Annotated in this window: 19 protein-coding genes; 3 read left to right on the top strand and 16 right to left on the bottom strand. The window is 71.7% G+C overall.

Features of this window, described 5'->3' with window-relative positions:
• Positions 1–163 precede the first annotated feature (163 nt).
• Positions 164–772 carry a hypothetical protein gene (locus AB0L06_RS29995; protein ID WP_500234467.1) on the bottom strand — a complete coding sequence of 203 codons (609 nt, stop codon included), beginning with the start codon at positions 770–772 and terminating at the stop codon, positions 164–166.
• Positions 773–1,030: 258 nt separating this feature from the next.
• Positions 1,031–2,947, bottom strand: a complete 1,917-nt coding sequence (locus tag AB0L06_RS29990) for an ABC transporter ATP-binding protein (RefSeq protein ID WP_500234591.1) — start codon at positions 2,945–2,947, stop codon at positions 1,031–1,033.
• A gap of 275 nt (positions 2,948–3,222) precedes the next feature.
• Here AB0L06_RS29990 and AB0L06_RS29985 point away from each other — a divergent pair, with 275 nt between their 5' ends.
• A complete protein-coding gene (locus tag AB0L06_RS29985) occupies positions 3,223–5,148 on the top strand; it encodes a Xaa-Pro dipeptidyl-peptidase (RefSeq protein ID WP_500234466.1) in 1,926 nt (641 codons plus the stop codon).
• A gap of 212 nt (positions 5,149–5,360) precedes the next feature.
• On the opposite strand, the gene AB0L06_RS29980 is transcribed toward AB0L06_RS29985, so the two are convergent.
• The 3 genes from AB0L06_RS29980 to AB0L06_RS29970 form a co-directional block, all read right to left on the bottom strand.
• Positions 5,361–6,182 (bottom strand): enoyl-CoA hydratase/isomerase family protein, encoded by an 822-nt coding sequence (locus AB0L06_RS29980; RefSeq protein ID WP_500234465.1) that lies wholly within the window; start codon positions 6,180–6,182, stop codon positions 5,361–5,363.
• Between the two features lie 210 nt (positions 6,183–6,392).
• Positions 6,393–6,605, bottom strand: a complete 213-nt coding sequence (locus AB0L06_RS29975; protein WP_012852589.1) for a helix-turn-helix domain-containing protein — start codon at positions 6,603–6,605, stop codon at positions 6,393–6,395.
• A 116-nt stretch (positions 6,606–6,721) separates the two neighbouring features.
• The gene (locus tag AB0L06_RS29970) at positions 6,722–8,323 is read right to left on the bottom strand and encodes an ABC-F family ATP-binding cassette domain-containing protein (protein WP_500234464.1); all 1,602 of its coding nucleotides are present in this window, start codon (positions 8,321–8,323) and stop codon (positions 6,722–6,724) included.
• 192 nt (positions 8,324–8,515) lie between these two features.
• On the opposite strand from AB0L06_RS29970, the gene AB0L06_RS29965 reads away from it, so the two are divergent.
• Both AB0L06_RS29965 and AB0L06_RS29960 read left to right on the top strand, forming a co-directional pair.
• Positions 8,516–9,286 carry a VOC family protein gene (locus AB0L06_RS29965; protein WP_500234463.1) on the top strand — a complete coding sequence of 257 codons (771 nt, stop codon included), beginning with the start codon at positions 8,516–8,518 and terminating at the stop codon, positions 9,284–9,286.
• Positions 9,287–9,363: 77 nt separating this feature from the next.
• Positions 9,364–9,759 carry an ABC transporter permease gene (locus AB0L06_RS29960; RefSeq protein WP_500234462.1) on the top strand — a complete coding sequence of 132 codons (396 nt, stop codon included), beginning with the start codon at positions 9,364–9,366 and terminating at the stop codon, positions 9,757–9,759.
• A 24-nt stretch (positions 9,760–9,783) separates the two neighbouring features.
• Here AB0L06_RS29960 and AB0L06_RS29955 read toward each other — a convergent pair whose 3' ends face one another.
• The 11 genes from AB0L06_RS29955 to AB0L06_RS29905 form a co-directional block, all read right to left on the bottom strand.
• Complete coding sequence (locus tag AB0L06_RS29955) at positions 9,784–10,419, bottom strand: response regulator (protein ID WP_500234461.1); 636 nt, start codon at positions 10,417–10,419, stop codon at positions 9,784–9,786.
• Positions 10,416–11,588: a sensor histidine kinase gene (locus AB0L06_RS29950; RefSeq protein WP_500234460.1), complete on the bottom strand. Its 1,173-nt coding sequence runs from the start codon at positions 11,586–11,588 to the stop codon at positions 10,416–10,418. The genes AB0L06_RS29955 and AB0L06_RS29950 overlap by 4 nt, the downstream gene beginning before the upstream one ends.
• Positions 11,589–11,684: 96 nt before the next feature.
• Positions 11,685–12,464, bottom strand: a complete 780-nt coding sequence (locus tag AB0L06_RS29945; protein WP_500234459.1) for a class I SAM-dependent methyltransferase — start codon at positions 12,462–12,464, stop codon at positions 11,685–11,687.
• A 163-nt stretch (positions 12,465–12,627) separates the two neighbouring features.
• Positions 12,628–12,993 (bottom strand): metal-sulfur cluster assembly factor, encoded by a 366-nt coding sequence (locus AB0L06_RS29940; RefSeq protein WP_500234590.1) that lies wholly within the window; start codon positions 12,991–12,993, stop codon positions 12,628–12,630.
• Between the two features lie 89 nt (positions 12,994–13,082).
• Positions 13,083–13,541: a Fe-S cluster assembly sulfur transfer protein SufU gene (gene sufU / locus AB0L06_RS29935; protein ID WP_500234458.1), complete on the bottom strand. Its 459-nt coding sequence runs from the start codon at positions 13,539–13,541 to the stop codon at positions 13,083–13,085.
• A gap of 52 nt (positions 13,542–13,593) precedes the next feature.
• Entirely contained in the window at positions 13,594–14,856 is a 1,263-nt protein-coding gene (locus AB0L06_RS29930; RefSeq protein WP_500234457.1) for a cysteine desulfurase, read from the bottom strand.
• Positions 14,857–14,911: 55 nt separating this feature from the next.
• On the bottom strand, positions 14,912–15,679 hold the full coding sequence (sufC, locus tag AB0L06_RS29925) for a Fe-S cluster assembly ATPase SufC (protein ID WP_500234456.1): 768 nt from the start codon (positions 15,677–15,679) through the stop codon (positions 14,912–14,914).
• Between the two features lie 12 nt (positions 15,680–15,691).
• Positions 15,692–16,009, bottom strand: coding sequence for a Rieske (2Fe-2S) protein (locus tag AB0L06_RS29920; protein WP_500234455.1), 318 nt, complete (start codon positions 16,007–16,009; stop codon positions 15,692–15,694).
• Positions 16,006–17,160, bottom strand: coding sequence for a Fe-S cluster assembly protein SufD (gene sufD, locus AB0L06_RS29915; RefSeq protein WP_500234454.1), 1,155 nt, complete (start codon positions 17,158–17,160; stop codon positions 16,006–16,008). The genes AB0L06_RS29920 and sufD overlap by 4 nt, the downstream gene beginning before the upstream one ends.
• The gene (gene sufB / locus AB0L06_RS29910; RefSeq protein ID WP_500234453.1) at positions 17,160–18,572 is read right to left on the bottom strand and encodes a Fe-S cluster assembly protein SufB; all 1,413 of its coding nucleotides are present in this window, start codon (positions 18,570–18,572) and stop codon (positions 17,160–17,162) included. The genes sufD and sufB overlap by 1 nt, the downstream gene beginning before the upstream one ends.
• On the bottom strand, positions 18,569–19,285 hold the full coding sequence (locus AB0L06_RS29905) for a helix-turn-helix transcriptional regulator (protein WP_500234589.1): 717 nt from the start codon (positions 19,283–19,285) through the stop codon (positions 18,569–18,571). The genes sufB and AB0L06_RS29905 overlap by 4 nt, the downstream gene beginning before the upstream one ends.
• Positions 19,286–19,373: the final 88 nt, after the last annotated feature.

Raw genomic sequence — 19,373 nt, 5'->3', positions numbered from 1 at the left:
CGCTCCGGCCCGCCGGAAAGAAGGTCCAGGAAACCCCATCGGCGCCCGGCACGTCCGGCATTCCGGAGAATCCGGGCCGATCGGCCGTGGCGAGGATCACTCCCCGGCCCCCGTGCGCCGACGGCCCGCGAACCCGCCCCGGATCGCCGCCGATCGCCGCGGATCACTTCCGCCAGCGGGGCTGCTTGTCCTTCGGCGTCGTGGTGCAGGTGTAGGCGACGCCCTGGGCGGTCTTGCCCTTGGCCCCCTGCGGCGCGCAGAACGCCCCCGGGCGGACGGCCCCGGGCACGGTCACGCTGCCCGGCTTCGCCGGGGCCCACCGGGCCCGCTCCCCGCTGCTCACCTTCACGCAGGTGGCGCCCTTGCCCTCCGAGGTCTGGCCGACCGCGCCCACGTCCGAGCAATAGGTGCCGACCTGGATGCTCCCGGTGGCGGCGGGCGCGACCCCGGAAGGGGCGGCCGCCCAGCGGGGCTGCTTCTGGCCGTTCTTCAGGGCGCACGTGGCGGCCTTGCCGTCGGCCGAGCGGGCCACCACCCCGATGTCCATGCAGGTCCGCCCCACGTGCACCGACGCCTGCTGCGCGGTCGCCGGGGCCATCGCCTTGACGTTCGCCTTCGCCGCGCTGCCGGACGCCTTCGCCATCGCGCTGGAGACCGCGCCGCTGGCACCGGCCTTCGTCGCCTCGTTCTTGTTGCCCGAGCCACAGGCCGTGCCCGTGAAGGCCACCGCCGCCAGCATCAGCACGGCCCCTGCCGTACGCATCCTCGTCATCGCGTGCCACCCCCGTTTAGTTCAGTCGCGTTGACAGACATCACCTTACGGAAAGTGATCGCTCGATCACGGTATTGCAACGGCGTGGCCGCCCCGCGCCGTCCCACCGGCCCCACGGAAGCGAACAGGCCCCCGTGATCCGGTGGATCACGGGGGCCCTGTTCACGAGGACGACCCAGACGGTCACGTCCGGCCGGTCGCCGCGGGCGGCCGGTCGGCGCGTGCGGCCGGTCGGCGTGTCCGGCGGGGCAGGCCGTGTCAGTCGGCGGCGAGGACGGGCGCGGCGTCCGTCCGCTCCTCCTGGCGGGCGAACTGGGTGCGGTACAGCTCGGCGTACAGGCCGCCTCCGGTGAGCAGTTCGTCATGCCGTCCGCGCTCGACGACCCGGCCGGCCTCCACCACCAGGATCTGGTCCGCCTCGCGGATCGTGGACAGCCGGTGCGCGATCACCAGCGAGGTGCGGCCCGCCAGCGCGGTCGCCAGGGCCCGCTGGACGGCCGCCTCGGATTCGGAGTCCAGGTGCGCGGTCGCCTCGTCGAGGACGACCACCGAGGGCGCCTTGAGCAGCAGCCGGGCGATGGCCAGGCGCTGCTTCTCGCCGCCCGACAGCCGGTAGCCGCGGTCGCCGACCACGGTGTCCAGGCCGTCCGGCATGTCGGCGATCAGCTCCCCGACCTGCGCGGCCTCGAGCGCCGCGATGATCTGCTCGTCGGTCGCGTCCGGACGGGCGTACCGCATGTTCTCGCGGATGGAGTCGTGGAACAGGTGCGCGTCCTGGCTGACGACCCCGACGCGGGAGCGGAGCGAGTCGAGCGTGACGTCCCGGACGTCCTGCCCGCCGATCCGGACCGCGCCGCCGGACGCGTCGTACAGCCGCGACACCAGGTGCGTGATCGTCGACTTGCCCGCCCCGGACGGCCCGACCAGCGCGACGAGCTGACCCGGCGCGGCGGTGAAGTCCACGTCGAACAGCACGTCCCGGGCGGGCGCGGTGTCGGTGCGGGCGATCGACTCCAGCGAGGCCAGCGAGACCTCCTCGGCGGACGGGTAGCTGAACGACACGTGGTCGAACTCGACCGCGGGGGCCTCCTCCTCGTCCACGGTGAGCGGCTCGGCGTCGTCCTTGTCGTCGATGAGCGGCTTGAGGTCGAGCACCTCGAAGACGCGGTCGAAGCTGACCAGCGCGGTCATCACGTCCACGTGGACGTTGGACAGGGCGGTCAGCGGCCCGTACATGCGGGTCAGCAGGGTCGCGAGGGCGACCAGCGTGCCCAGCTGGAAGCTGCCGTCCACGACCAGCGAGCCGCCGACGCCGTAGACCATCGCGGTCGCGAGCGCCGCGACCAGGGTCAGCGCCGTGAAGAACACCCGGCCGTACATGGCCGCGACCACGCCGATGTCGCGGACGCGGGCCGCGCGTCCGGCGAAGTTCTCCTCCTCCTCGGCCGGACGGCCGTAGAGCTTGGCGAGCATCGCCCCGGCGACGTTGAACCGCTCGGTCATCAGCGAGCTCATCTCGGCGTCCAGCTGCATCTGCTCGCGGCTGACCGCCTGCAGCCGCTTGCCGACCCACTTGGCGGGCAGCACGAAGATCGGGAGCAGCAGCAGCGCGATCAGGGTGACCTGCCAGGACAGCACCAGCATCGTGATCAGCACGAGGACGAGGCTGATCACGTTGGACACCACCGACGACAGCGTGGTCGTCAGGGCGCGCTGCGCGCCGATCACGTCGCTGTTCAGGCGGCTGATCAGCGAACCGGTCTGGGCGCGCATGAAGAACGCGACGGGCTGCCGCTGGACGTGCCCGAACACCTGCGTCCGCAGGTCGTAGATCAGGCCCTCGCCGATCCGCGCGGAGTACCAGCGCTGGCCGAGCCCGAGCACCGCCTCCAGCAGCGCCAGGCCCGCCACCGTGGCCGCCAGGGCGACGACGACGCCCTGCTTGTGCGGGATGATCCCGTGGTCGATGATCCCCTTCAGCAGCAGCGGGTTGGCCACCACGATCACCGCGCCGAGCGCGTTCAGCGCCAGGAACCACACCAGGTCGCGGACGTAGGGCCGGGCGTACCCGGCGATCCGCTTGACGGTCCCCTTGGCCAGCTTCTTCTGCGTGACCGAGCTGTCCCGCCGGAACGAGGCCATCACCTGCCAGCCGTTCCCCGGCATCCCGGGCATCCCCATTCGGGCCCTCCCAAAAGGTCCTCGCGGACATGGACGCCGCGCGGCGCGGACACCGCCGGCGAGGTCGTCTCAAGCGAACGTAATCAAGTAAGCATCTCAGCTCGCACCGTCCACAACGTCCCGGGACCGCCAGGCCTTCCCGCTCCCGGCCCCCGACTCCCGGCCCACGGTCCGATCCAGGTCACCGCCCTTCCCAAATTCGATCTTGTGAGGTTCACTCCCATGTGACATTTCAGTCACCATCGCCTCATCTCCCACCAGGAGCCCCCATGAAGCGATTCATCTCGGCGGGCGCGGCCGCCGTCGCGGTCGTGACGCTCACCGCGCTCGCGCCCGGCGCGTCCGCCGCGACGCCGGGCCGGCCGGCCGGAAAACCGACAGGGACGCCGTCCGCCCAGGTCAGGAACGGCGAGACCCAGCCCGTGTTCTCACGCGCGGACGCGGTCAGCCAGACCGTCAACATCGAGACCGCCGTCGACAGCGACCGCGACGGCAAGCGCGACACCGTCCAGCTGCGGATCATGCGGCCGAAGGAGACCGGCCAGGGCCTCAAGGTCCCGACGATCATGGAGGCGAGCCCCTACTGGGCGGGCATCCTGGACGTCCCCAACCACCCCGTGGACATCGGCGGGGCGAACCGCCTGGCGGCCTCCCGGTTCCAGCGCGACCTCGCCGACGTGTTCCCCGGCTACTACGACAACTACTTCCTGCCGCGCGGGTACGCCGTCGCCGACCTGGACAGCCTCGGCACGGGCGGCTCGACCGGCTGCCCGACGTCCGGCGCGCGCAACGAGCAGGCGGGCGCGAAGGCCGCGGTGGACTGGCTGAACGGCCGGGCGCGCGGCTGGGCCCCGGACGGGACGCCGGTGAAGGCCGACTGGTCCACCGGGAACGTCGGCATGATCGGCCAGTCCTACAACGGAACGCTGCCGAACATGGCCGCCGCGACCGGCGTGGACGGCCTGAAGGCCATCGTCCCGATCGCGGGCATCTCCAACTGGTACGACTACTACCGCGACAACGGCGCGGTGATCGCACCCGGCGAGTACCAGGGCGAGGACCTGGACGTGCTCGCCAAGGCCGTCCTGACGCGCCGGAACCCCGGGGTCTGCAAGCAGGTCATCGACGACATCGAGGCCCGCGAGGACCGCGACACCGGCGACTACAGCCCCTTCTGGGACGAGCGCAACTACGTCAAGGACGCCAAGAAGGTCAAGGCGGCCGTGATGGTGGTGCACGGCCTGAACGACTGGAACGTCAAGACCGAGCAGTCCGTCCGGTGGTGGAACGCCCTGAAGGAGGCGGGCGTCCCGCACAAGCTGTGGCTGCACCAGGCCAACCACGCCACCCCGTTCCGCTGGCGGATCGACGAGTGGCTGCGGCAGACGCACCACTGGTTCGACCGGTACCTGTACGGCATCCGCAACGGCATCGAGAACGAGCCGAAGGTGGACATCCAGCGCCCCGACGGCTCGTGGGAGACCGCCAAGGACTGGCCGCTCCCCGGCACCCGCACGCTTCCGGTCAGCCTGAACCCCGGTTCCGGCTCCGGCGGCCAGCCGGGCGTCCTCGGGACGCGGCCGCAGAGCGGCGCGCCGCAGTCCTTCACCGACGAGGGCCGCACCCGTACCGCCGAGCAGCTGCTCACCGGCGAGGACAAGGCAGACCCGAACCGGCTGGCGTACCTGACCGGGCCGCTGTCCAAGCCGCTGCGGCTGGACGGCATCCCGAAGGCCGACATCCGGGCCTCGCTGAACGGCCGGTCGCCCTTCCTGACCGCGCTGCTGGTCGACTACGGCACCGACACGCGGCCGACCGGCGCCCGGATCACCACGACCGACAAGGTCTGCTACGGCCAGAGCGTTCCTGGTGACGAGGGCTGCACCCTCCGGCAGGAGCTCGCCACGGAGACGGCCCCCTACAAGATCATCACCAGGGGCTGGCTGGACGCGCGGAACCGGAACTCGATCTCCCGCAGCGAGCCGCTCACGCCCGGGAAGACCTACTCCCTCCGCTGGGACATGCAGCCCACCGACTACACGGTCAAGGCCGGCCACCGGCTCGGCGTGATCGTCCTGTCGACGGACTACGACTACACGCTCCGCTACCCGGCGGGCACCGCCGTGACCGTCCAGCCGGGCGCGAGCCGCGTCCTGCTGCCGGTCGCACCCGGCGGGGATACTTCGCTCAGGTAACCGAAATATCCGAAAACTTCGAGACAGTCCGGCAAAGGACTGGCCGAAATCCGGATCTCTCCGCAAGAATGGCACCGCCGTGCGGACGGGCGCGCCGTCCGCACGGCGGGTTTTCTCCACTTGACCGAATGGGAAGTGGAACGTTCCCCACCGGCCCGCGTCAACGCGGGCCGGTGGGGACGGCAAAGCGGGTCGGGACGGCCGAGGGGCCGTCAGCCGCTGAAGGCGGCGGCCAGCGCGCGCAGCCGGACGACCTGCTCGCGCCGCTCGGCGGCGCACTGCTCGTCCAGGGTGTTCTGCGGCGCCGCGAGGAGCAGGCGCTTGGTGGCGACGGCGGCCTCGGCGTTGACCGCCAGCAGCTCGGCCGTGAGAGCCGCAACGGCCGCGTCCAGGCCGTCCGACGGGACGACCCGCTCGACGATGCCGAGTCGGGCCGCCTCGGCGGCGTCCACGCTCCGGGCGGTGAGGCAGAGTTCCATCGCCCGGTTGACGCCCACGATCTCGACCAGGGGTTTGGTGCCGGTCAGATCCGGTACCAGGCCGAGCGCGGGCTCCTTCATGCAGAACCTCACATCGTCCGCGGCGATCCGGATGTCGCAGGCCAGCGCGAGCTGGAAGCCCCCGCCGATCGCGTGACCGTGCACCGCCGCGACGGTGACGATCTCCGGATTCCGCAGCCAGGTGTACCCCTCCTGCAGGTCGGCGATGAACCGGTCGCCCGTCTCATCGTCCGCCCCGAAGGGGAACCCCCCCTCCCCGCCGGAGAACATCGACAGGTCGATGCCGGCGGAGAACGACGGGCCGTCGCCGCGGAGGACGACGACCCTCACCTCCGGCGGAAGCGTGCGGCCGATGGCCGCCAGCATCCGCCAGGTGGCGAAGGTCATGGCGTTGCGCCGCTCGGGCCGGGCGAGCGTGACGGTCGCGACCGCCCCGTCCACCTCGAGCCGCAGCCCGCCCTCGGCGAGCTCCGCCCCGGTGGGCGGTCCCGCCGTCGTGGCCGGTTCCGGCCGTCCCAGCTCCGCGTCCGCCATGACATACCCCTTTTCCGCTGTGTCGACGTGCAGCACGGCGGACGGGGCGACCCGCGCGCGGCACGCGCGGGGACGGTACCCGGCCCGCCGTCGCGACCGAACCCTACTCGGTCGTCCGCGACGGCAGGTCAGGCGGTCCGCCCGTCCGGAGGGACGCGTCGCGCCGGGTGCGGCCGGGCACGCCCGTATCCCACCGGACCAGGCCCGGGGTCAGGACTTCTTGCCGCGGGTCGCCCCTCCGCGACCGCGCAGGTTGACACCGGATTCGGTGAGAATCCGGTGGATGAAGCCGTAGGAGCGGCCGGTGGCGGCTGCCAGGGCGCGGATGCTCTCGCCGGAGTCGTACCTCTTCTTGAGTTCCGCCGCCAGCTTGTCGCGCTCGGCACCGGTCACGCGGGTGCCCTTCTTGAGGGTCTCGGCCACGAGTACCTCCCGTAGTGATGTGGTGACCGCTGCGTTATCCCCCGCCATGATCAGTCATTCCCGCGCGTTCGGCTACCCACTCCGCCAGAAAAGATCTGTCGAACTCCCCATGCAGGTCACGCAAGTGCCACCAGATCGGCAAACTCGTCACTCCAGATGTCCTCGACCCCATCCGGAAGCAAAATCACTCTTTCCGGCCGGAGCGCCGACACCGCACCCTCATCGTGCGTCACCAGGACGATCGCCCCGGCGAAGGTGCGCAGCGCCGCGAGGATCTCCTCGCGGGACGCGGGGTCGAGGTTGTTGGTCGGCTCGTCCAGCAGCAGCACGTTGGCGCTGGAGACGACGAGCATGGCGAGCGCGAGCCGGGTCTTCTCGCCGCCGGACAGCACCCCGGCGGGCTTGTCCACGTCGTCCCCGGAGAACAGGAACGAGCCGAGGATCTTGCGGACCTCGACCGGCGGGAGGTCCGGCGCGGCGGACTGCATGTTCTCCAGCACCGAGCGCTCGACCTCGAGGGTCTCGTGCTCCTGGGCGTAGTAGCCGACCCGCAGCCCGTGGCCGGAGATGACCTTCCCCCCGGCGTCGGACTTGTCCTGGCCCGCGAGCAGGCGCAGCAGCGTGGTCTTGCCCGCGCCGTTCAGGCCCAGGATGACCACCCGGCTGCCGCGGTCCACCGCGAGGGAGACATCCGTGAAGATCTCCAAGGAACCGTACGACTTGGACAAACCTTCCGCGGTGAGCGGGGTCTTGCCGCACGGGGCCGGGTCCGGGAAGCGGATCTTGGCGACCTTGTCGGCCTGCCGCTCGTCCTCCACGCCCGCCAGCAGCTGCCGGGCCCGCCGGTCCATCTGCTGGGCCGCCTTGGCCTTGGTGGCCTTGGCGCGCATCTTGTCGGCCTGGGAGAGCAGCGTGGAGGCCTGCCGCTCGGCGTTGGCGCGCTCCCGCTTGCGGCGGCGCTCGTCGGTCTCGCGCGCCTCCAGGTACTTCTTCCAGCCGACGTTGTAGATGTCGACGACGCTGCGGTTGGCGTCCAGGTGGAACACCCGGTTCACCACCACGTCCAGCAGCTCCACGTCGTGGCTGATCACCACCAGGCCGCCCTGGTGCGACTTGAGGAAGTCGCGCAGCCACATGATCGAGTCGGCGTCCAGGTGGTTGGTCGGCTCGTCCAGCAGCAGGGTGTCGGCACCGGAGAACAGGATGCGGGCCAGCTCCACGCGGCGGCGCTGGCCGCCGGACAGGGTGCCGAGCGGCTGGCCGAGGACGCGGTCGGGCAGCCCGAGGCTGGAGGCGATCGACGCCGCCTCGGCCTCGGCGGAGTAGCCGCCGAGGATGTGCAGCCGCTCCTCCAGCCGCCCGTACTGCCGGACGGCCTTGTCCCGGTCGGCGCCGGTCTTGGTCGCCATCCGCTCCTCGGCGGCGCGCAGCTTGCGGATCACCTCGTCCAGGCCGCGCGCGGACAGGATCCGGTCGCGGGCGAGCTCCTCCAGGTCGACACCGCGCGGGTCCTGCGGGAGGTAGCCGAGCGTGCCGGAGCGGGACACCCCGCCCGCCGCGGGCTGCGCGTCCCCGGCGAGGACCTTGGTGAGCGTGGTCTTGCCCGCGCCGTTGCGCCCGACGAGGCCGACCCGGTCGCCGGGGTTGACCCGGAAGGTGGCTCCCTCGATCAGCAGCCGGGCCCCGGCGCGCAGCTCGATGTCGTTCGCGATGATCACAAGTGTTCCCTGACGGATGAGGCGGGTGGATGCGCAGCCGATCAGTCTACGTGGACGGGCCGCCAGGTCCGGCCATGCCGAAACCCTTCAAACATGAGTACGAACGCTGGGCGTGGCGGGAACATGCCCGGGAAGACCACCCGGGGGGCCGGGGCCCGCCCGGCCGTGACAAGGGGGAACACCATGGTCCGCGTGACGAGCAACCCACCGCTCGGTACACCGAACTACATCGACATAGGCATCCCGGACATCGCCCGCGCGAAGGCCTTCTACGGCGAGCTGTTCGGCTGGACCTTCCAGGACCTCGGCCCGGACGCCATGGGCTACGAGGCCGTCATGCTCGACGGCCGGATGATCGCGGGCATGGTCCAGGTGTCCGGCGAGGACACCGGTGGAAGCCACTGGTGGAACCTGTACTTCTCCACCGACGACGCCGACGCGACGATCAAGCGGGTCACGGACGCGGGCGGCGAGGTCGTCCAGCCCGTCGGGGACGTGTTCGAGCACGGCCGGATGGCCATGCTGAAGGACCCGACCGGCGCGCAGTTCGGCCTCTGGCAGGGCAAGTCGATGCCCGGCTCGGGCATCGTCAACGAACCCGGCTCGTTCACCTGGGAAGAGCTCCACACCCGCGACACCGCCGCGGCGTGCTCGTTCTACGAGTCCGTGTTCGACCTGCGTCCGGTGAAGATCGACGCCGGGCCGGACATGGAGTTCTACGCGCTCGCCCGCCCGGACGACGCCGAGCGGCCGATCGGCGGGATCGCCCGCGACGACGACCGCGAGCTCCCGCAGTGGGTGGTGTACTTCCAGGTGGCCGACGCCGACCAGGCCGTCCAGCGCGTCAAGGACGGGGGCGGCGCCCTCAAGGACGGCCCGTGGGACACCCCGTACGGCCGGATGGCCGACGTCAGGGACCCGTTCGGCGTCGAGTTCCGGGTGATCCACAGCACCGCGCGGTGAGGCGGATCTCACCCGGCCCGCGAGCGGGTGCCGCGAACGGGTGTCCGCTCTGCCGTTGATCGGGAAGGATGTCCCCCATGTGGTTGGCTCCCGAACGCAGGTCGGCACGTCGGTGGGCGGTCCCCGTCCTCGTCCTCGGCGCGGGTCTGGTGGTCGGCGGGGTCCTGCTGGCGGACGGCCGCCGGGGCACCGCGCTGATCGCCCTGGCGGTGCTCGCCGGGTACGCGGCGCATCTGGCGTACCGGCGGGACGAGCAGGGCCTGGCGATCAGCGAGGCGTTCGGCCGCGGGCACCGGGGCCGAACGCACCTGAAGGCCGCGGCGATGACCGGGGACGTCCTGTCGGCGGGCCTGGTCGCCGCGCTGGTCGTCCAGGCGCTCCGCGGCGCCGACGTCGCCCCCTACGCCTGGCTCGCCCTGCTCGCCGGCGTCACCTACCTGGTGTCCGCCCTGACCGGCGGCCGCGCGCCCTAGCCCGGCCCCGTCGCCGGGCGGGCGTCAGCGGAGGTCGTCGGCGTGCTCGCGGGCCAGGATCGCGGCCTGCACCCTGCTGCGCAGCTCCAGTTTGGCCAGGATCCGGCTGACGTGCGTCTTCGCGGTCGTCTCCGCCATCTCCAGGCGTTCGGCGATCTGCTGGTTCGACAGGCCGTCCCCGAGGCATGCCAGGACGTCCCGCTCACGCGGGGTCAGCACGTCCAGCGCCACGGGCTCGGCGGGCACCGGCGCGGCGGCGAACGCGCCGATCAGCCGCCGGGTGACCTGGGGCGCGATCACGCCCTCCCCCGCCGCGACCGTCCGGACGGCCTCGACGAGCCCGTCGGCGTCCACGTCCTTCAGGAGGAACCCGGCCGCGCCCGCCCGCAGCGCCCCGAACACGTGCGCGTCGGCGTCGAACGTCGTCAGCACCAGCACGTCGGCGAGCCCGGCGACCGCGCGGGTCGCGGCGATCCCGTCCATCTTCGGCATCCGGACGTCCATCAGGACCACGTCCGGCCGCAGCTCGCGGGTGAGCGCCACGGCGGCCTCCCCGTCGGCGGCCTCCCCGACCACCTCGACGTCCGGGGCCGCGCGCAGGATCAGCGCGATCCCGGCCCGCACCGCCGCCTGGTCGTCGGCCACCAGCACCCTGATCACCGCGTCCCCCCTTCGTCGACCCCTCCGTCGAGGGGCAGCTCCGCCCGCACCACCCAGGCCCCGCCGGACGCCCCGGCGGAGAACTCCCCGCCGAGCAGCGTGGCCCGCTCCCGCATCCCGATCAGCCCGGCGCCCGCGCCCGGCAGCTCCGACGCCCCGCCGAGGGGGCTGGTGACCTCCACGCCCACCCGGCCCGTCCCGTAGGTCAGCCGGACCTCGGCCAGCCCGGCCCCGCCGTGCTTGAGCGCGTTCGTCAGCGACTCCTGGACGATCCGGTACGCGGCCAGCTCGACGGCCGCGGGCGGCGCGTACGGCTCCCCCACGACCTCCAGGCGGGCCGACAGGTCCGAGCGCGCCGCGTGCGCGACCAGCCGGTCCACCTCCGCCAGCCGGGGCGCGGCGGGCGGGTCGGTCCCCTCGTCCCGCAGCAGGCCGATCATGCGCCGCATCTCGGTCAGCCCCTGCACGCTGTTCTCCCGGATGACCTCCATGGCCCGCCGCAGCCCCTCCTCGTCCAGGTCGCGCACCCTCAGCAGGGCCGTGGAGTGCAGCGCCACGGCGCTCAGGTGGTTGGCGACCACGTCGTGCAGCTCCCGAGCCATCCGCGCCCGCTCGGTCGTCACGGCGGCCAGCCGGTCCATCTCGGCCAGCCGCGCCACCTGCCGGGCCCGCTCCCGCTCGGCCTCCGCGCGGTCCCGGTGCTCCCGGACGATCATGGCGGTCAGCACCGGCGTCAGCCAGGTCGTCCCGGCGACCGCGCCCAGCACCACCCCCGGCCCGAGGCGTCCGAGCAGGGTCGCGATCGTGGCCACCACCGACAGCGACGCCCCGATCGTCGCCCCGAGCAGCCACCGCACCGCCCCGCGCGGCCCGTACAGCGTCGCCGCGTACAGGGCGTCGGTGTAGATCACCGCCCCGCCGATGCTGGGCCCGAGGACGATCTCGAAGACGTTCCCGGCCGTCGAGATCGCCAGGCCCGTCATGGGGGCCGTCCGGCGGAACAGCATCCCGGCGCACATCACCGCCAGCGGGACGGCCCGCAGCCCGATCGGGGCGCTCCAGCCGTGCACCGTCCACCGCACGTAGCCCTGGGCGAACAGGAGCAGGACGCCGCCCGCGAACGCGAGCGGCGCGATCAAGGCGTCCTGCCTGGTGGTGAAGCGCTGCACACCCCTATCTCAGCACCACCGCCGAGCCCGCGCGCCCTCCCCGGGGGGCGGACCCGGCTACATCGTTCGGAGTACGGCGGATCTCCGACCCGCCGGTCAGGCGGCGACGGCGCGGATGGTGAGGGTGATCAGGGGGTGCTCGAACTCGCCGCCGGCAATCTCCGGGGTGGCGCGCAGGTGGGCGACGATCCTGTCCAGCAGAACCTCGCGCTCCGGGGCGTCCATGATCAGGACGTGCGAGTGGGTGCCGATCGTCGCGGCCATCGACTCGGGCGTCCGGCGCTGGACGTGCGGGAACTCGGTCTGCTCCAGGTTCGGGAACAGCGGGTGCTCGGGCAGCCCCCTGGGGCGCCCCTGCTCGACCGCGAAGCCGCTGCGGGCGATCCGCTTCATCTCGGCCACCCACGGGACGGCGGCGTCGTCCCTGTTCCAGAAGCCGCCCATGACGCCGCCCGGCCTCAGGACGCGGTGCATCTCCGGGTAGGCCCGGTCCGTGTCGAACCAGTGCATCGCCTGGCCCACCAGGATGGCGTCGACCGAGCCGTCCGGCAGCGGGATCTCCTCGGCGGTGCCCTCGATGGCGGTCACGCCGGGGTGCTCGCGGCGCAGCTCGGCCAGCATCGCGGGATCGGGCTCGACGGCGGTGATCGCCCCGGCCGGAATCCCCTCGGCGAGCAGGACGCCGGTCAGCTTGCCCGTCCCGGCCCCCAGGTCGAGCACACGGGCCGGACGGCCCGGGAGGCGGTCCAGTGCCCAGCGGACGGCCGCGACCGGGTAGTCGGGGCGTTCGGCCGCGTAGGCGGCGGCGTTCGTGCCGAACGAGGCGGCGCGGCGGGCTCTGAGGCCCTCGGGAGACTCCGGGAAGGCGTCCTGCATGGGGACCAGGCTAGGACGGCGAAGGCCGCACCCCGCTGCGGGGTGCGGCCTTCGCATAACGCCTCAGGTCAGGCGCCGGGCCGCGGTCCGGCCGAGCGCCTGAAGCCCTGCCGGCGAGGGCTTCCGGCACGCTCAGGACGGCCCGGACTCGTCGGCGGACGGCTCAGACGTTGAAGCCGAGGGCGCGGAGCTGGTCCCGGCCCTCGTCGGTGATCTTGTCCGGGCCCCACGGCGGCAGCCAGACCCAGTTGATCTTCACGTCCTTGACCAGGCCCTCCAGCGCGCTGTGCGCCTGGTCCTCGATCACGTCGGTGAGCGGGCACGCGGCGCTGGTCAGGGTCATGTCCAGGGTGGCCACCTCGTCGGCGATGGTCACCCCGTAGACCAGGCCCAGGTCCACGACGTTGATGCCGAGCTCCGGGTCCACCACGTCGCGGAGAGCCTCCAGGATCTCCTCGTCCGGGGTGGCGTCGGGCTCCGGGGCAGGAGTGCCGGGGACGGCCTCGGCGGCCGTCTCGGGCTCGTTCACGGCCTCGGCGGCCGTCTCCGTGGCGGCGGGCTCCGCGGCGGTCGCGGGCTCGACGGCCTCGGCGGTCTCGGTGTCGGTGACGTTCTCGCTCATGCTGCCTCTCCCAGGGCGCGGGCGGTCGCGTCCTTGAACGCCATCCAGGCGAGCAGGGCGCACTTGATCCGTGCGGGGTACTTCGACACCCCGGCGAAAGCGATGGCGTCCTCCAGGAGGTCCTCGTCCAGCTCGACCTCCTGGCCACGGGACTGCATCAGCGTGAGGAACTCCTCGCCGACGCCCATCGCCTCCTTCACGGACTTTCCGATGACCAGGTCGGTCATGACCGACGCGCTGGCCTGGCTGATCGAGCAGCCCATGGCGTCGTACGAGACGTCCGCGACGACCGCGTCCCGGCCCACGCCGTCAAGGTGCACGCGCACCGTCGTCTCGTCCCCGCAGGTGGGGTTGACGTGGTGCGCCTCGCCCTCGAACGGCTCCCGCAGCCCCTTGTGGTGGGGGTTGCGGTAATGGTCCAGGATGACCTCCTGGTACATCGCCTCAAGCTGCATGGCTTCCGTTTCCTCGTGAGGGGCCTTCGTCGTTCTTCAACAGCCCGCCGGATCAGGCTGTTCCGAAGAACTTCTGCGCCTGCCGGATGCCGTCGGCCAGCGCGTCGACGTCCGACAGGGTGTTGTGCACGTAGAAGGACGCCCGGGTCGTCGCGGGGATGCCGAACCGGCGGCAGATCGGCTTGGCGCAGTGGTGTCCGACCCGGACCTCCACGCCCAGCTCGTCCAGCACCTGGCCGACGTCGTGCGGGTGGATGTCCTCCACCGTGAACGACACCGCGCCGCCGCGCGACTCGGTCGTGCCCGGGCCGATCACCCGCACTCCCGCGATCTCGCCGAGCCGCTCCAGCGCGTACCCGGTGAGCGCGACCTCGTGCGCGTGGACGTTCGCCATGCCGAGGTCCGACAGGTAGTCGACCGCCGCGCCGAGCGCCACGGCCTGCGCCACGTTCGGCGACCCGGCCTCGAACCGCTGCGGCGGCGGCATGAAGGTGGTGCCCTCCATCGTGACGGTCTCGATCATCGAGCCGCCGGTGATGAACGGGGGCATCGCCTCCAGCAGCTCCGAGCGGCCCCACAGGACGCCGATCCCGGTCGGGCCGAGCATCTTGTGGCCCGAGAACGCCAGGAAGTCGGCGCCGAGGGACGCCACGTCCACCGGCATGTGCGGCACCGACTGCGCGGCGTCCAGCAGGACCAGCGCGCCGAGCCTGCGGGCCCGGGCGGCGATCAGCTCGACCGGCGGGACGGTGCCGAGCACGTTCGACTGGTGTGTCAGCGCGACCAGCCTGGTGCGCTCGTTGACCAGCGAGTCGAGCTCCGACAGGTCCAGGCGGCCCTCGTCGGTGATGCCGAACCAGCGCAGCGTCGCGCCCGTCCGCTGGCAGAGCTGCTGCCACGGGACGAGGTTGGCGTGGTGCTCCATCTCGGTGACCAGGATCTCGTCACCGGGGCCCACCTTGAACCGGTCGGCCTCGGGACCGAACGTGGCGGCGTTGCTCAACGCGTACGCCACCAGGTTGATCGCCTCGGTCGCGTTCTTGGTGAACACGATCTCGCCCGGGACGGCCCCGACGAACCGCGCGATCTTCTCGCGCGCGCCCTCGAACGCGTCCGTCGCCTCCTCGGCGAGCAGGTGCGCGCCGCGGTGGACGGCCGCGTTGTGCTTCTCGTAGAACTCCCGCTCGGCGTCCAGCACCTGGACGGGCTTCTGCGACGTCGCCCCGGAGTCCAGGTAGATCAGCGGGTTCCCGCCGCGGACCGTCCGCTGGAGGAGGGGGAAGTCCTTCTTGATCTCCTCCGGAAGCAGAGTCATGGTGTCTCCCCCTCTCCCACGGGCCGCACTTCGGCGCCGTCGCCCTTCGGCTCGGTCACGAGGAAGCGCCCGCCTTCACGTACTTCTCGTAGCCCTCGTTCTCGAGCACGTCGGCCAGCTCCGGGCCGCCCTGCTCGACGATCCGGCCGGCGGCGAACACGTGCACGAAGTCCGGCTTCACGTACCGCAGGATGCGGGTGTAGTGCGTGATCAGCAGGACGCCGGTCTCCGGGTCGCCGTCGTGGAACCGGTTGATGCCCTCGGAGACGACCTTCAGGGCGTCCACGTCGAGGCCGGAGTCGGTCTCGTCCAGCACGGCGATCTTCGGCTTGAGCATCTCCAGCTGGAGGATCTCGTGCCGCTTCTTCTCACCGCCGGAGAAGCCCTCGTTCAGCGAGCGCTGGGCGAACGCCGGGTCGATGGACAGGGCGTCCATGGCGGCCTTGGTCTCCTTGGCGAACACCCGCAGCTTCGGCGCCTCGCCGCGGACGGCGGTGACGGCCGAGCGCAGGAAGTTCGACACCGACACGCCCGGCACCTCCACCGGGTACTGCATCGCCAGGAACAGGCCCGCGCGGGCCCGCTCGTCGACGCTCATCGCCAGGACGTCCTCGCCGTCCAGGGTGACCGTGCCGGAGGTGACGGTGTACTTCGGGTGGCCCGCGATCGCGTAGGCGAGCGTGGACTTGCCGGACCCGTTCGGGCCCATGATCGCGTGCGTCTCGCCCGCCTTCACGGTCAGGTCGACGCCGCGCAGGATCTCCTTCGCGTCCTCGCCCGCTCCGACGGAGACGTGCAGGTCGCGGATCTCAAGGGTTGCCATGATCAGTGTTTCCTAGTCCTCGGAGTCGAGCGAGACGTAGACGTCGCCGTCCTCGACCTTGACCTTGTAGGTGGCGACGGGCTGCGTCGCGGGCGGGTTGGTGGGCTTGCCGCTCCGGAGGTCGAAGCAGGATCCGTGCAGCCAGCACTCGATCGTGCCGTTGTAGACCTCGCCCTCGGAGAGCGAGACCTCCGCGTGCGAGCAGATGTCGCTGACCGCGAACACCTCCTCGCCGCTGCGCACCACCGCGACCGGGGTGTCGTCCACCTCGACGGCGAGCGCGCCGTCCGCCGGGATCTCCGCGAGCGGGCAGACCTTGACGAAGCTCATCGGGCCGGCTCCGCCTCGGGGGCCGGGGCCCGGTCGAGCTCGGCCTCGATCGCCGCGGCGACCTTCTCCCGGACCTCCTCGACCTGGATCCGGTCGACGAGCTGGCCGAGGAAGCCCCGGACCACCATGCGCCGGGCCTGGTCGAACGGGATGCCGCGCGCCTGCAGGTAGAACAGGTGCTCGTCGTCCAGCCGGCCGGAGGCCGAGGCGTGCCCCGCCCCGGCGACCTCGCCGGTCAGGATCTCCAGGTTCGGCACCGAGTCGACCCGCGTCCCGTCGGTGAGGACGAGGTTGCGGTTCAGCTCGTAGGTGTCGGTGCCCTCGGCCTCGGCCCGGATGATCACGTCGCCGATCCAGACCGCGTGGGCGTCCTGGTCCTGCAGCGCGCCGCGGTAGTCCACGCGGCTGCGGCAGGTCGGGACGGTGTGGTCGACCAGCAGCCGGTGCTCCAGGTGCTGGCCGCCGTCCGCGAAGTAGACGCCGTACAGCTCGGCGTCGCCGCCGCGGTCGGCGTACTCGACCGACGGGGAGACCCGCACCACGTCGCCGCCCAGGCTGATGTTGTGCGAGGTGAACCGGGCGTCCCGGCCCAGCCTGGCGTGCTGCCGGCTGACGTGGACGGCGTCGTCCGCCCAGTCCTGCAGGCTGATCACCGACAGCGAGGCGCTGTCGCCGACCACGAACTCCACGTTGTCGGCGTAGACCGCCGAGCCGCGGTGGATCAGCACGACCGTCGCCTTGGCGAACGGCTCCACGATGACCGTGGTGTGCCCGTACGCCGCGCCGGACGCGTCCTCGCCGTGCCGCCGGATGACGACCGGGTCGGACGCCTCGAGCTCCTTCGGCACCGTCACGACGGTCGCCTCGGTGAACGACGTCCACGCCTGCGCGCTCACGCGGTCGGAAGGCACGAACGCCTTGCCGATCCGCTCGTCGTCCCGGCCGACGGTCTCGACCTTGATCTCGGCCGGGCCCTCGACCTCGGCGATGACCTTGCCGGACGCGTCGGCGGTGCCGTTGTGCAGGCCCTTCAGGCGGCGCAGCGGGGTGAACCGCCACTCCTCCTCGCGCCCGGTCGGCACCTCGAAGTCGGCGACCTCGTAGGACTCCCTCTCGTGCAGGGTCGAGAGAGGCTTGGTGTCGAGCCCCATCAGCCGACGGCTCCTTCCATCTGAAGCTCGATGAGCCGGTTCAGCTCAAGGGCGTACTCCATCGGCAGCTCGCGCGCGATGGGCTCGACGAACCCGCGCACGATCATCGCCATCGCCTCGTCCTCGGTGAGGCCGCGGCTCATCAGGTAGAACAGCTGCTCCTCCGACACCTTGGAGACGGTGGCCTCGTGGCCCATCTCCACGTCGTCCTCGCGGACGTCGACGTACGGGTAGGTGTCGGACCGGGAGATCTGGTCGACCAGCAGCGCGTCGCACTTGACCGTGGACTTGCTGTGCTCGGCGCCCTCCTGGATCTGCACCAGGCCGCGGTAGGACGTCCGGCCGCCGCCGCGCGCCACCGACTTCGACACGATCGTCGAGGAGGTGTTCGGCGCGGCGTGCACCATCTTGGCGCCCGCGTCCTGGTGCTGGCCCTCGCCCGCGAAGGCGATCGACAGGGTCTCGCCCTTGGCGTGCTCGCCCAGCAGGTAGACGGCCGGGTACTTCATGGTGACCTTGGAGCCGATGTTGCCGTCGATCCACTCCATGGTCGCGCCCTCGTAGGCGACGGCGCGCTTGGTGACCAGGTTGTAGACGTTGTTCGACCAGTTCTGGATGGTCGTGTAGCGGACGCGGGCGTCCTTCTTCACGACGATCTCGACGACGGCCGAGTGCAGCGAGTCCGACTTGTAGATCGGCGCGGTGCAGCCCTCGACGTAGTGCACGTACGAGCCCTCGTCCGCGATGATCAGCGTCCGCTCGAACTGGCCCATGTTCTCGGTGTTGATCCGGAAGTAGGCCTGGAGCGGGATCTCGACGTGGACGCCCGGGGGGACGTAGATGAACGATCCACCGGACCAGACGGCGGTGTTCAGCGCGGCGAACTTGTTGTCGCCGACCGGGATCACCGAGCCGAAGTACTCCTGGAAGATCTCCGGGTGCTCCTTGAGACCGGTGTCGGTGTCGAGGAAGATGACACCCTTCTCCTCAAGATCCTCGCGGATCTTGTGGTAGACGACCTCCGACTCGTACTGCGCGGCGACGCCCGCGATGAGGCGCTGCTTCTCCGCCTCCGGGATGCCGAGCCTGTCGTAGGTGTTCTTGATGTCCTCGGGGAGCTCCTCCCAGGAAGCGGCCTGCTTCTCGGTGGAGCGGACGAAGTACTTGATGTTGTCGAAGTCGATCTCCGACAGGTCCGACCCCCAGCCGGGCATCGGCTTCTTGTCGAACAGCCGCAGGCCCTTCAGGCGGAGGTCGAGCATCCAGTCGGGCTCGTCCTTCTTGCCCGAGATGTCGCGGACGACGTCCTCGTTCAGGCCGCGGCGCGCCGAGGCCCCGGCAGTGTCGGGGTCGGCCCAGCCGAACTTGTACCTGTCGAGACCTTCCAGCTCGGGGTGGGCAGCCGTAGTCATAGGGAGGACCCTCCGGTCTCCTCGTCACTGGTGTTCTGAACGTCCGCCCCGGCCGCCTCGCAGAGGGACCGGGAGCTGACGTGGGTGGTGCAGATGCCGTCGCCGTGGGCGATGGTGGCCAGCCGCTGGACGGGGGTGCCCAGAAGCCGGCTGAACGCCTCGGTCTCGGCCTCGCACAGCTGCGGGAACTCCGCGGCGACGTGCGCGACCGGGCAGTGGTGCTGGCAGAGCTGCTCGCCGCCTCCCGGCTGGGGGGCCTTGGCCGCGGCGGCGGCGTAGCCGTCGCCGGACAGGGCCTCCGCCAGGCGGCGGACGCGCTGCTGCGGCGGCGCCCCCTGGACGGCCGGGTGGTAGCGTCGCTCGAGGTCGGCGATCTGCCGCCGGGCGAACTCGGCCACCGCCTGCTCCCCCGCCGTCTCGGCGAGGAAGCGCAGGGCGCTGGTGGCCAGGTCGTCGTAGGCGTGCACGAACGCGTTGCGGCCGGCGTCGGTGATGGCGAACCACTTGGCCGGGCGGCCGCGGCCGCGATGCGCCGGACGGCGGTCGCGGCGGACCTCGATCATGCCCTCGGCGAGCAGCGCGTCCAGGTGCCGGCGGATCGCGGCGGGCGTCAGCCCCACCCGCTCCCCCAGGGTGGACGCGGTGATCGGGCCGTGTTCGAGAATGAGCCGGGCCACGCGCGCACGGGTGTCGTGCTCGCCGCTCGGCGGCATCGACGGCACGCCGACGGGCCGCGCGGGGGCGGCCTCGGCGCTGGTCGACGTCTCGCTCACGTTTTTCACAACATCAGTGTGCCGTAAT

Origin of the sequence: Spirillospora sp. NPDC052269 (assembly GCF_040679435.1) — a bacterium.
In the GTDB taxonomy this organism is placed as follows: Bacteria; Actinomycetota; Actinomycetes; order Streptosporangiales; family Streptosporangiaceae; genus Spirillospora.
The sequence above is the reverse complement of the archived record's forward strand: the minus strand, read 5'-3'. Positions and strand labels throughout refer to the sequence as shown.